At 70.6% G+C, this 11,874-nt stretch carries 11 protein-coding genes and 1 riboswitch; of the genes, 5 read left to right on the top strand and 6 right to left on the bottom strand.

The genetic code is table 11. The features are described from left to right. Window positions 1-35: 35 nt before the first annotated feature. The 4 genes from purH to ACLL81_RS01630 form a co-directional block, all read right to left on the bottom strand. Complete coding sequence (gene purH, locus ACLL81_RS01645) at window positions 36-1,649, bottom strand: bifunctional phosphoribosylaminoimidazolecarboxamide formyltransferase/IMP cyclohydrolase (RefSeq protein WP_411286604.1); 1,614 nt, start codon at window positions 1,647-1,649, stop codon at window positions 36-38. A gap of 23 nt (window positions 1,650-1,672) precedes the next feature. Continuing rightward, window positions 1,673-1,758, bottom strand: a riboswitch (ZMP/ZTP riboswitch). Between the two features lie 5 nt (window positions 1,759-1,763). Continuing rightward, the gene (locus ACLL81_RS01640) at window positions 1,764-3,470 is read right to left on the bottom strand and encodes a heparinase II/III family protein (RefSeq protein ID WP_411286603.1); all 1,707 of its coding nucleotides are present in this window, start codon (window positions 3,468-3,470) and stop codon (window positions 1,764-1,766) included. An 11-nt stretch (window positions 3,471-3,481) separates the two neighbouring features. Continuing rightward, entirely contained in the window at window positions 3,482-4,144 is a 663-nt protein-coding gene (gene rpe / locus ACLL81_RS01635) for a ribulose-phosphate 3-epimerase (protein WP_411286602.1), read from the bottom strand. Window positions 4,145-4,197: 53 nt separating this feature from the next. Continuing rightward, entirely contained in the window at window positions 4,198-5,487 is a 1,290-nt protein-coding gene (locus ACLL81_RS01630; protein ID WP_411286601.1) for an RsmB/NOP family class I SAM-dependent RNA methyltransferase, read from the bottom strand. Between the two features lie 150 nt (window positions 5,488-5,637). On the opposite strand from ACLL81_RS01630, the gene ACLL81_RS01625 reads away from it, so the two are divergent. Beyond that, complete coding sequence (locus ACLL81_RS01625; RefSeq protein WP_411286600.1) at window positions 5,638-5,832, top strand: DUF1674 domain-containing protein; 195 nt, start codon at window positions 5,638-5,640, stop codon at window positions 5,830-5,832. Between the two features lie 133 nt (window positions 5,833-5,965). Here ACLL81_RS01625 and pyrF read toward each other — a convergent pair whose 3' ends face one another. Beyond that, entirely contained in the window at window positions 5,966-6,661 is a 696-nt protein-coding gene (pyrF, locus tag ACLL81_RS01620) for an orotidine-5'-phosphate decarboxylase (protein WP_411286599.1), read from the bottom strand. A gap of 222 nt (window positions 6,662-6,883) precedes the next feature. On the opposite strand from pyrF, the gene ACLL81_RS01615 reads away from it, so the two are divergent. Then, window positions 6,884-7,576 (top strand): MarC family protein, encoded by a 693-nt coding sequence (locus ACLL81_RS01615; protein ID WP_411286598.1) that lies wholly within the window; start codon window positions 6,884-6,886, stop codon window positions 7,574-7,576. On the opposite strand, the gene ACLL81_RS01610 is transcribed toward ACLL81_RS01615, so the two are convergent. Next, a complete protein-coding gene (locus ACLL81_RS01610) occupies window positions 7,573-8,373 on the bottom strand; it encodes an SDR family NAD(P)-dependent oxidoreductase (protein WP_411286597.1) in 801 nt (266 codons plus the stop codon). The two genes, ACLL81_RS01615 and ACLL81_RS01610, sit on opposite strands and share 4 nt — an antisense overlap. Before the next feature lie 256 nt (window positions 8,374-8,629). Between ACLL81_RS01610 and ACLL81_RS01605 the strand changes: the two genes are divergently transcribed. From ACLL81_RS01605 to ACLL81_RS01595, 3 genes are all read left to right on the top strand, one after another. Beyond that, window positions 8,630-10,546, top strand: coding sequence for a potassium transporter Kup (locus ACLL81_RS01605; protein ID WP_411286596.1), 1,917 nt, complete (start codon window positions 8,630-8,632; stop codon window positions 10,544-10,546). Window positions 10,547-10,548: 2 nt separating this feature from the next. Then, entirely contained in the window at window positions 10,549-10,887 is a 339-nt protein-coding gene (locus ACLL81_RS01600; RefSeq protein WP_411286595.1) for a hypothetical protein, read from the top strand. 72 nt (window positions 10,888-10,959) lie between these two features. Continuing rightward, window positions 10,960-11,874 (top strand): argininosuccinate synthase (locus ACLL81_RS01595; RefSeq protein WP_411286594.1); only part of this gene is annotated, 915 nt, incomplete at its 3' end.

The raw sequence follows: 11,874 nt of genomic DNA, 5'->3' as shown, positions 1-11,874 counted from the left end.
AGGCCGGGACGGGAAAGCGGAAGCGGTGACGACGCCTAGTGCCTGAACACTCGCACGCCGGTGAAGGCCATGGCCAGACCGGCGGCGTCGGCGGCGGCGATGACCTCGGCGTCGCGGGTCGAGCCGCCCGGCTGGATGACGGCGGTGGCGCCGGCCTCGGCCGCCTGCAACAGGCCGTCGGCGAACGGGAAGAAGGCGTCGGACGCGCAAGCCGAGCCCTGGGCCAGGGATTGCGGCAGGCCCGCCGCCTCCGCCGCCTCGCCGGCCCGCAGCGCCGCGATCCGCGCTGAATCCTTGCGGTTCATCTGCCCCGCACCGATGCCGGCGGTCTGGCCGTCCTTGGCGTAGACGATGGCGTTGGATTTCACGTGCTTGGCCACCGTGAAGGCGAACAGCATGTCGCGCACCTCCGCCTCGGTGGGCTGGCGCGTGGTGACGATATTTAGGTCGGCGGCGGTCACCTGGGCGGTGTCGCGGCCCTGCACCAGGAAACCGCCAGCCACCTGTTTGAAGAGCACGCCCGGCGCGCGGGGATCGGGCAGGCTGCCGGTGAGCAGCAGGCGCAAGTCCTTCTTCCTGGCGAACACCGCGATGGCGTCCTCGTCCGCGTCAGGGGCCACCACCACCTCGGTGAATATCTTGACTATCTCCCGGGCCGCGGCGGCGTCCAGCCGGCGGTTCACCGCCACGATGCCGCCAAAGGCGGAGACCGGATCGCACTGCAGGGCGCGCTGGTAGGCGGACATCAGGTCGCCGCCCAGGGCCACTCCGCAAGGGTTGGCGTGCTTGATGATCGCCACGGCGGCTGAGGCCGCAGGATCGAACTCGGCGATCAGTTCGATGGCCGCGTCGGTGTCGGCGATATTGTTGTAGGAGAGCGCCTTCCCCTGGAGTTGCCGGGCGGTGGCCACGCCAGCGCGGGGCGCTCCGCCGCGATAGAATGCGGCCTGCTGGTGGGGATTCTCACCATAGCGCATGGTCTGGGCGAGCTCGCCGGCGAAGGCTCGGCGGGCGGGCGTCGTGTCTTCCAGTTGCTCGGCGAACCAGGCCGAGATCGCCGCGTCATAGGCCGCGGTGCGGGCGTAGGCCCGGCCCGCCAGCCGCCTGCGCAGCGCCAGGCTTGTGGCGCCATCGGCGGCGAGCTCGGCCAGCACCTCGGTCACGTCGCCGATCTGCGTGCACACCGCCACGTAACCGTGGTTCTTGGCCGCCGAGCGGATCATCGCCGGGCCGCCGATGTCGATGTTCTCCACCCCCGTGGCGAAGTCGGCGCCGGAGGCCACGGTCTGCTCGAAGGGGTAGAGGTTCACATAGACGAGATCGATGCCGCCGATGCCGTGCTCGTCCATGGCCGCCTTGTGGTGCGGCGCATCACGCACGCCAAGCAGACCGCCGTGCACCACCGGGTGCAGGGTTTTCACCCGGCCGTCCATCATCTCCGGGAAGCCGGTCAGCTCGGCGATGTCCTTCACCGCCAGGCCCGCATCGGCGATGGCCTTGGCGGTGCCGCCGGTGGAGACCAGCTCCACCCCCAGGCCAGCCAGCGCCCTGGCGGCCGCCAGCAGGCCGGTCTTGTCGGAGACCGAGATCAGGGCGCGGCGGACAGGCGCGCGGTCCGGGGCGGGGGGGAAGTCGGGGGCGGCGGGCAAGGCGGTCTCCTGGCGTCTGATCGGAGGAATGCCCAGGCGAGCGGCCGTCTATGGTCGCCGCGCTCCCCGGTGGTCGCCCACCTCAAATTCGCCAGTCACGCGGGACGGCCCGGCTTAGGCTGGCCCGCTTTCGGCGTCAACGCGGCCGCCCGCCGCGGAGAGCTTCCAGCGCAGCCGGGCGCCGGCGTCGGCCCGGGCTTGGCCGCGCAGGACAATCTGCTGGCTCCGCCGCGGCTGGCCGTCCTGGTAGTGCGCCGAGGGCTCGATAGCCACGTCCACCGCGTCGTTGCGCAGCCACCAGCCGATCTCCTCCCCCTCGGCTTTCAGGAGCACGCTCTTCCTGTCGCGGGCGATCAGGGCGCTGACCTCGGGGTGCAGGTGGAAGCGCACCACAAAGGGGATGAACCGGCGTCCGTCCGGGCCCTTGGGCGGGGTGACGCAGGTGACCCGGTCCTCGCCGCGCAGCTCATCCGCATCCACGTCGATGTAGAGCCTGCGTTCGTGGCGCAGGCCGAAGCGGCGGACCCAGCCGTCGTGGCTGAGCTCCAGCCAAAGCGCGCCCGGCGCCTCATGGCGCTTGGCGCTCACCGCCGCGCCCGCATCGACGAGCCGGGGCCCCAGCACCCGCGCCGGGAAGCCACGCATCGGCTCGCCGCAGGCCTGCTCCCCCAGGGAGGCGGTGGAGGCGGCGTCCACCACCCGTAGGGCCTGCGGGGCCTGGGCGTCCGCCGACCAGCCGGAGCCAACGATCAGACGACGCGCCCCGGCCAGCACCTCGATGGCCAGGGGCTGGGCGCAGGCGGCGACGCTCCAGGCGCCCGCGGCGGGCGGGGCGGCGTCGGCGACCACTTGCAGGGACCGCGCCTCCAGCCGGTGGTAGCCGTTGCGCTGCGTGGAGACCGCGCGCTCGACCAGTTCGTCCTGGGCGCGGGCGGCGGCCACATAGGGGCCCGACAGCGCCTCGCCGCCCTGGAAGGCCGCCAGCCGGCCGTCGGCCAGGGTGAAGAACCTGACCGCCGCACACAGCCGGTCGATGGCCTGGGACACCTCGTCCGGCGCGGGCGCGCCGGCCGTGGTCAGGGCGTCGTCCAGGGTGATCAAGTCGAGCAGCAGCTCCAGCGCCGCCTGCGGGCTGCGCGAAGCATGGCCCCCGTCGGGCGCGACGGTAGCGGGCAGGGTGCGGTCGAGCTGTACCAGGGCCTTGACCAGCAGGCTGTCGCCGGCCCGGCCGGCCAGAGCGGCGCCCGCCACGGCCGCCGCGGCGGCACGCTCGGCGGCGCGCACCGGGCCTTCGCGCAGGGCCAGCAGGTAGCGGGCCTGGCGGGCGAGGTCGCCGGTCACCTGAGCGGCCTCCGCCTCCGACGCGCGGGCGGTGATGGCGTGGGCTTGGCAGGCGAGGTTGAACACCCGGCGCTCCAGCACCTCCGGCGACCAGGAGAAGCCGTTCCAGCGGCCGAACACGCGGCGCCACCCCAGGGTCAGGCGCAGGCCCTCCGCGGCGCCGGCGTCGCCCAGCGATGTCAGGTCGCCGAGCCAGCCGAACCGGTGCAGGGCCGTGGCGAACCGCCGGTCGGGGCAAGGGCTATCCCAGGGATCGCCCCGCGGCCCAGGCGTCAGCGTCGCTCCGCCCAGCACGAAGGCGCCGGCCGCGATGCGGCGGCCGTTCTCAGGGTCCGCCGGGCGTGGGTCGCGGAGCGCTGCGGCCATGCCCTGCGGCCTCGGATGGGTGATCAGCAGGCGGTGCAGGCCCGAACCGCGCCACTCCCGCCCGAACTGGCGGGAGATGGCGACGGCAAGCGCGTGGGCGGTGTGGCGGGCCACGGCGCCCCCGATCAGCCGCGCAGGGCCGAAATATTGCCGGCGTAGCGCTCCGGCCCGCCGCCAAACACTGCGGTCCCCGCCACCAGGGCGGTGGCGCCGGCGGCGACGCAGAGCCTGGCGGTCTCCGGCGTCACCCCGCCGTCCACCTCCAGCGGGATATCGCGGCCGGTGGCGTCGATCATCCCCCGCAGGCGGGTGATCTTGGCCAGCTGCGAGGTCATGAAACTCTGGCCGCCGAAACCGGGATTGATCGACATCACCAGGATCAGGTCGACCTCGTCCATCATCCACTCGACCACCGCGGGGTCGGTGGAGGGGTTGAACACCACGCCCGCCTTGGCGCCCAGCTCGCGGATGCGTTTGAGCGTGCGGTTGAGGTGCGGCCCCGCCTCAGGATGGACGCTGATCATGTCGGCCCCGGCGGCGCGGAACGCCTCCAGGAAACCGTCCACCGGCGCGATCATCAGGTGCACGTCGAAGGGGATCTTCACGTGGGGGCGCAGCGCCTTCACCACGTCGGGCCCGATGGTAATGTTGGGGACGAAGTGGCCGTCCATCACGTCCACATGCAGCCAGTCGGCGCCCGCCGCCTCCACGGCGCGGGCTTCGTCGCCCAGGCGCGCGAAGTCCGCCGCCAGGATGGAAGGGGCGATGATGGTCTTGGGAGCGGCCATGCCCGAGGCATAATCTGATGCGCGGCCGGGTACCAGAGGGCTGCGGGGCGGGGTCAGGCCCGCCGAAGCCGTGCGGCGTAGAATCCGTCCAGGCCGCCGGGCAGATGGTGCGGCTGGATGCGCAGGGCGCCGTCGGGGCGCAGGCTGGCTTCCGGGGCGCCGCCCTCGCCCGGCGCGATAGGCTCCAGGCGAAATTCCGGGGTCCGCGACAGGAAGGCCGCCACCTGGGCCTCGCCCTCCTCCGGCTCCAGGGAGCAGACGCTATAGACCAGTCGCCCGCCTTCCTTGACCCGGCGGCCGGCGGCGTCAAGCAGGCGGCTCTGCAGGGCGGCCAGGCTGGCCACGTCGCTGGGCCGGGCGGCCCACAGCACGTCGGGGTGACGGCGAAAGGTGCCGGTGGCCGAGCAGGGGGCGTCCAGCAGGACCGCGTCGAAGCGGCGGCGGTCGTTCCAACTGGTGGCGTCGGCGGCGATCACCTCGGCGGAAAGCCCGGTACGGCCAAGGTTCTCGGTGACCCGCTTCAGCCGCCCGGCCGAACGGTCCAGGGCGGTCACCCGCGCGCCGGCCGCGGCCAATTGCAGGGTCTTGCCGCCCGGCGCGGCGCACATATCAAGCACGGTCTCGGTGGATTCAACCGACAGCAGCCGCGCCGGGATCGCCGCGGCGGCGTCCTGCACCCACCAGCGGCCCTCGGCGAACCCCGGCCAGGCGGATACCTCGCCGCGCAGGGCGGTGCGCAGGCTGCCGCCGGGCAGAGCCTCGGCCTCGAGCGAAGCCGCCACGGCCTGGGCGTCGGCCGGGTCTTTGAGCGTGACGTCGGTGGCCGGCTCCTCGGCGATTTGGGCGGCGATGGCGCGGGCGTCGGCCTCGCCGAAGGCGGCGCGCCAGCGGGCGTAGAGCCAGGGCGGCGCCATCAGGTCGGGGTCGTCCAGGGCCGGGGGCTCCCGGGTCAGGCCGCGCAGCACCGCATTGACCAGGCCCTTCAGCGGCCGGCTGTGAGGATCGGCGGCGGCCAGGTCGACGGCGGTGGCCACTGCGGCGTGGGCCGGGGTGCCCAGCACGAAGGCCTGGGCGACCCCGAGCCGCAGGATTTGCACCACGCGGTCGGAAGGCGCCTTGGCCAGCCTGGACTGCAGGACGGCGTCGATGGGTCCCAGCCGGCGCAGGGTCGCCAGCACCAGGGCGCGGGCGAAGGCGCGGTCGCGGGGCTCCAGCGCATTCAGCGCGGGATGGGTCAGGCCCTCGTCGATGCCGGCCCGCTTGGCGAGCGCGGCGGTCAGCAGGTCGAGGGCGGCGGCGCGGGCCGGCAGCCCCTGGGCGTCGATCGGTTCGGATTGGCTCACCGGCGGTGGCGTGCCTGCAAAGGCCCGCCCGCGCAAGCGCCGATCAGGCGGACGCGGGTCTCGCCTGGCGCCAACCCGAAAGCACCGAGACCAGGAAGGTCGCCATGCCGAGGATCGCCAGCGCCCTGTAGACGGTGATAGATGAGGATCATGGCCTCGCTCCCGCCCAACGCCGCCCCAGGCAAGCCGCTCAGTCCCGCGGCCCGCCGCGCGCTGGAGGAGGCGCAGGCTCGCCGTCTGGCCACCGAAGCCGCCGCCCTCACTCCCGAGCAGGGCGGCCCCAAGGGCCCCGAGCCGACCCGCTTCGGCGACTGGGAACGCAAGGGCATCGCGGTGGATTTCTAGCCCGACCTTCCTGCCCCGTTTACGGGGAAGGGGGACCGCGCCCCGCAGAGGGCGTGGTGGAAGGGGCGGCCTCAAGCTCCGCGCCAAGTCTCTCCCCCTCCACCGTTCGCTCTTCGCGACAGGAGAGGGAAGATCAGGCTCCCGCCATCTCCGCCGCCACCCTGAGCGCTGCGGCCCTGGGGTCGTTGGCGGCGGTGATCGGACGGCCGATGACCACGTGGGAGGCGCCGGCGGCCAACGCCTCGGCTGGCGTGGATGCCCGGGCCTGGTCGTTCCTGGCCGACCAGTCGGGCCGCACGCCAGGCGTCACCACGAGAAAGTCCCGACCGCCCAGGGCGCGGGCCAGCGCGGCTTCATGCGGGCTGGCGATCACCCCGTCGCAACCGGCGGCGATGGCCTGGTGGATGCGCCGCTCCACCAGGGCGCTGGCGGTCTCGGCATAGCCAATCTCGTGCAGATCCTCGTCGGCCAGGCTGGTGAGCACGGTGACCGCCAGGATCTTCAGGCCCGAGGCGCCGCGCCCGCGCACGGTGGACGCCATCACCTGGGGTTCGCCGTGAACGGTCAGGAAATCGCCGCAGCCGGCGGCGGCCAGGGCGGCGGCGGCGCGCTGCACCGTCGTGCCGATGTCGTGCAGCTTCCAGTCCAGAAACACCTGCTTGCCCTGGGCCTTCAGCTCGCGGGCTACCGCCATGCCGTCGCTGGCGAACAGTTCCAGGCCTACCTTGTAGAAGCTGACCGCGTCGCCCAGCGCCTCGACCATGGCGCGCGCTTCGGGCGCTGTGGGCAGGTCCAGGGCGACAATCAGGCGCGGGTCGGCGCAGGCCATGGCGAAGGCTCCAGTGGCGCGGGTTCCGCGCTAGTGTGGCGATGCGGCAGTTCGCCCGAGAGGGTGGCGCGCACTGAGCGAATTTCTGAATCTCTAGCCACACTAGGAAGCATAGGTTTTCAGTGTGCTTTTTTGGATCTGAAGTTCGCACCACGCCCAATCCAACATCAAGGCGAACTTCAGATCCAGCACACTGGCGGTGATTTGGGCTAAGACCCGTGGATGAGCCAGTGGGACTTCGCGGTCAACTTCTTCGTGGCGCTGTTCGCCCTGATCGACCCGATCGGCAACGTGCCGCTGTTCGCCGCGGCCACGGCCGGCGCCCTGGCCAAGGACCGCGCCCAGATCGCCCTCTACATCTCGCTGTTCGTGCTGGGCTTCCTGACCTTCTTCTATTTCTCCGGCCTGGCGCTGCTGGAGTTCTTCGGCATCTCTCTGCCGGCCTTCCGGATCGCCGGGGGCGTCATCCTCTTCCTGCTTGGGCTTGAGATGGCCCGCGACGACTTCAGCGCCAACTTCACCGACGTCACCGACCAGGCGGTGGGCGACACCCGCACCTTCGCCCGCAGGCGTTTCGAGCGGATGATCGTGCCCTTCGCCATGCCCCTGCTGATCGGGCCCGGCGCAATCTCCACCGTGGTGATCTACGCCAGCCAGGCCCGCGAGTTCGGACTGAAAGGCGCGGCGGTGGGGGTGGGGGTGATTTCGGCGGTGGCGGTGGCCACGCTGGCCTGCTTCCTGGCTACGCCGCTGATCAGCCGGCTGCTGGGCAAGATCGGCCTGACCATCGTGGTGCGCGTGCTGGGGCTGATCCTCTGCGCGCTCGCCGTGCAGTTCATCCTGGGCGGCATCTCGGAGAGCACCCGCGGCCTGATACTGCCGGAAACCGCCGCCCCCTACGCCAACGGGCACTAAACCTTGCGGAAACGCGGTCCTTGGGAGGCCATCAGCGCCAGGGCCCAATCGTCGGGGACCAGCTTGGCGATCGCGGCGATGGCCTTGTTGGGCGCCCCCGGCACGCAAACCGCGCGATTGGCCTCCACGGCCTCGTAGCCGGTGGCCGCCACCTCGTCGGCGCCCAGCCACATCCAGGTGGGCGTCGAGGCGGTGGCCAGCGCCCGAGTACCGTTGACGTCGTGGAACTCCGAGAAGGTGAACCCGGGACACAGCGCAGAGACGTGTACCCCGGTCCCTTGCGTCTCCAGGTGCAGGCTCTGTGAAAAGCGGACCAGGAAGCTCTTCACGGCGCCGTAGAGCGTGTGCCCCGCGGAACCCGGAACCAGGCCGGCCAGCGAGGCCACATTGACGATCCGGCCAAACTTGCGCTCCACCATCCCCGGCAAAACCCGATGGGCCAACTCGCACGGCGCCGTCAGCATCACCTGGATGAACGCCGCCTGGTCGCTCCAGCGGGTGTCGGCATAGGCGCCCGGCAGGCCATACCCGGCGTTGTTGGCCAGGAAGTCCACCGTGCGGCCGTGCGCCGTCAGGTGGTCGAGGATCTGGCCCGGGCCCTCCGCCTCGGCCAGGTCCGCGCCGAGGGTCAGGGTCTCCACCCCGAAGCGTAGGCCGATCTCTTCCGCCAGGGCGTCCAGCCTATCGGTGCGCCGGGCGGTGAGCGCCAGGTCGTAGCCGTGGCTGGCCAGGATACGGGCGAAGGCCTGGCCGATTCCGGCTGAGGCGCCGGTCACCAGCGCCAGTTTGCGGTCCATGGAACTGCCCCTCGGTGACGCCCCGAAACTAGTGTGCTGGATCTTAAGTTCGCCCCATGCCTGGATCGAGCTCTGTGCGAATTTCTGAGCCGCCACACTAGGGCCCGGGGTCAGCCGTTCAAGGAAAAGCGTGACCGGGACGGGCGCGCCGCCTTGGGCTAGCATTGTATGGCGTTTGTATTGGGTGTATCGCGCCGCCCGCGTGACGGCATCGGGCCGCCCCAGGGAACAGACCTCTCGTTCCCGGAGAATATGGATGGCTGATCCGGCCGGCGCCCCTGAAAACGGGGCGGAGGGAACGCCTCACGCGAAGGGCGACAAGTTCTGGGCGCTCGCCCTGGGCTCCGTGGGCGTGGTGTTCGGCGACATCGGCACCAGCCCGCTCTACGCCATGCGTGAGGCGCTGCACCACACGCGCTCGACGGTCGGCGCGGAGATGGCCGTCCTGGGGGTGGTCTCGCTGATCACCTGGGCGCTTATCCTCATCGTGACCATCAAGTACGTGGTCTTCCTGATGCGCGCCGACAACAAGGGCGAAGGCGGCACCCTGCCGCTGATGGCGCTGGCCCAGCGCTTCCTGCCCAGGCGATCCGGCGTTGTGTTCCTGCTGGGGATGATCGGCGCGGCGCTGTTCTACGGCGACGGCATCATCACCCCGGCGGTCTCGGTGCTCTCGGCGGTGGAGGGGCTGAAGGACGCCCCGGTCCTGGGCGCCAAGCTCGCCCCCTATGTCCTGCCGATCTCGGCGGGCATCCTCATCGCGCTGTTCATGGTGCAGTCGCGTGGCACGGCCAGCATGGCCCGCTTCTTCGGCCCGATCACGGCAGTGTGGTTCCTGGTGCTGGCCGGCCTGGGGATCTTCCACATCGCCGACGACCCCTCGGTGTTCCGGGCGCTGTCGCCGCACTACGGCCTGCTGTTCCTGGTGGATAACGGCTTCCTGGGATTCGTTATCCTGGGCAGCGTGTTCCTGGCGGTGACCGGGGCCGAGGCGCTCTATGCGGACATGGGCCATTTCGGCAAGGCGCCGATCCGCGCCGCCTGGCTGGTGCTGTGCCTGCCGGCGCTGCTGCTCAACTACCTGGGCCAGGGAGCCCTGGTGCTGTCCGATCCCACCGCCCGGGAGAACCCGTTCTTCCGGATGATTCCGGAGATCGCCTACTGGCCGGTGCTGATACTGGCCACTGTCGCCACGGTGATCGCCAGCCAGGCGGTGATCACCGGCGCCTTCTCAATGACCCAGCAGGCCGTGCAGCTAGGCTTGCTGCCGCGTATCGACATCCGCCGCACCTCGGAGACCCAGGCCGGGCAGATCTATGTGCCCTGGGTCAACACCATGCTGCTGATCGGCGTGTTGGTCCTGCTGTTCATGTTCCGTACCTCATCCAACCTCGCCGCCGCCTACGGCATCGCGGTGACCGGGGCGATGTTCGTCGACACCCTGCTGTTCTTCGTCATCGTGCGCTGGATGTGGAAGCGGCCGCTGTGGCAGGCGGCGCTGGCGGCCGGCTTCTTCGGCGTCATCGACATCGTGTTCATCTCCTCGAACCTCCTGAAGATCCCGCAGGGCGCCTGGCTGCCCCTGGTGCTGGGGGCGGCGCTGGTGGTGATCATGTGGACCTGGACCCGCGGGGCCCAGATCCTCACAGACAAGACCCGGCGCGACAGCGTGCCTCTGGTGGAGCTCTCCGAGATCCTCAAGGCGCGAAGCCCGCACCGGGCATCCGGCACGGCGATCTTCCTGACCTCGGACCCGTCGATGGCGCCCGTGGCCCTGATGCACAACCTCAAGCACAACAAGGTGCTGCACGAGAAGAACATCGTCCTGAACATCGAGACCGCCGAGACTCCGCGAGTGCGGGACGAGGACCGGATCCGCATCGAGCCGGTCAACGAGGACTTCAAGCGGGTGATCATCTCCTACGGCTTCATGGAGAGCCCCAACGTTCCCAAGGCCCTCGGCCTGTGCCGCAAGCAGGGGCTGAAGTTCGACATCATGGCCACCAGCTTCTTCCTGGGGCGCCGCTCCATCGTGCCGTCCGCCCAGTCGGGCATGCCGCTGTGGCAGGACAAGATCTTCATTTTCCTGATGAAGAACGCCGCCAACCCCACGGACTTCTACAAGATTCCGCCGGGCCGGGTGGTCGAGCTGGGCACCCAGGTCACGGTCTGAGCATGACCGTCCTGACCATCACGGCCGACGTGCTGTGGATCCTGGCCCTGGCGATCATGGCCGGCGCCTCGCGCCAGGCCTGGAAGCGCACCCCGACGGGCGTCCGCCCGCCGCTGATGAACTGGCGGGTCAGCCGGGCGGTGGCCTTCTGGGCCCTGCCGGCCGCGGCCTTCGCCGCCAGCCTGTGGCTGCTCTGGGTCCACCGGATGGCGGGGCCCGCGGAGACCCTGCTGGTGTTCGGCGTGCGGGCCGCCTCGGCCTCGCTATTCGCGCTTCTGCACCTGCGCTGGGTGGGGGCCGCCATGCGCCGCCTGGAGGCCGAGGGCGCGCTTAGGCCTTGAACGCCGGGTCCGTTCGCCCTTAAAGGCGCCAAGACCCCTTTCTCCTCCCGCGCTCCAGGACCCGCCGCCGCCATGGCCGACAAGCCCGTCAAGAAGGTCGTGCTCGCCTATTCGGGCGGCCTCGACAGCTCCACCATCGTCAAATGGCTGCAGGTCGAACTGGGGGCCGAGGTGGTCACCTTCACCGCCGACCTTGGCCAGGGCGAGGAGCTGGGTCCGGCCCGCGAAAAGGCCCTGATGCTGGGCGTGAAGCCGGAGAACATCTTCATAGAGGACGTGCGCGAGGAATTCGTCCGCGACTACGTCTTCCCGATGTTCCGCGCCAACACCGTCTATGAGGGCCAGTACCTGTTGGGCACCTCCATCGCCCGGCCGCTGATCGCCAAGCGCCAGATCGAGATCGCCCGGATGATGGGCGCCGACGCCGTCAGCCACGGCTCCACCGGCAAGGGCAATGACCAGGTCCGCTACGAGGTGGCCTATTACGCCCTGGAGCCGGACATCCACGTCATCGCCCCCTGGCGCGAGTGGGACTTCAAGAGCCGCGAGGCCCTGCTGGAGTTCGCCGAGAAGCACCAGATCCAGATCGCCAAGGACAAGCGCGGCGAGGCGCCCTTCAGCGTCGACGCCAACCTGCTGCACTCCTCCTCCGAGGGTAAGGTGCTGGAGGATCCGGCGGTCGAGGCGCCCGAGTTCGTCTATATGCGGACCATCGCCCCGGAGGACGCCCCCGATAAGGCCACGATCTTCACCGTGGACTTCGAGAAGGGCGACGCGGTCGCCATCGACGGCGTGACCATGAGCCCGGCCACCCTGCTCACCAAGCTCAACGAGCTGGGCTACGCCAACGGCGTCGGCCGGCTGGACCTGGTGGAGAACCGCTATGTCGGGATGAAGTCCCGCGGGGTCTATGAGACCCCCGGCGGCACGATCCTGCTGGCCGCTCACCGGGGCATCGAGTCCATCACCCTCGACCGCGGGTCCATG

Origin of the sequence: Phenylobacterium sp. (assembly GCF_046590535.1) — a bacterium.
In the GTDB taxonomy this organism is placed as follows: domain Bacteria; phylum Pseudomonadota; class Alphaproteobacteria; order Caulobacterales; family Caulobacteraceae; genus Phenylobacterium.
The sequence above is the reverse complement of the archived record's forward strand: the minus strand, read 5'-3'. Positions and strand labels throughout refer to the sequence as shown.

Bases quoted from the DNA above. Each gene is read 5' to 3' on its own strand.
- rpe (WP_411286602.1), bottom strand. From the start codon at position 4,144: ATGGCCGCTCCCAAGACCATCATCGCCCCTTCCATCCTGGCGGCGGAC.
- ACLL81_RS01625 (WP_411286600.1), top strand. From the start codon at position 5,638: ATGGCCTCGCTCCCGCCCAACGCCGCCCCAGGCAAGCCGCTCAGTCCC.
- pyrF (WP_411286599.1), bottom strand. From the start codon at position 6,661: ATGGCCTGCGCCGACCCGCGCCTGATTGTCGCCCTGGACCTGCCCACA.
- ACLL81_RS01615 (WP_411286598.1), top strand. From the start codon at position 6,884: ATGAGCCAGTGGGACTTCGCGGTCAACTTCTTCGTGGCGCTGTTCGCC.
- ACLL81_RS01610 (WP_411286597.1), bottom strand. From the start codon at position 8,373: ATGGACCGCAAACTGGCGCTGGTGACCGGCGCCTCAGCCGGAATCGGC.
- ACLL81_RS01605 (WP_411286596.1), top strand. From the start codon at position 8,630: ATGGCTGATCCGGCCGGCGCCCCTGAAAACGGGGCGGAGGGAACGCCT.
- ACLL81_RS01600 (WP_411286595.1), top strand. From the start codon at position 10,549: ATGACCGTCCTGACCATCACGGCCGACGTGCTGTGGATCCTGGCCCTG.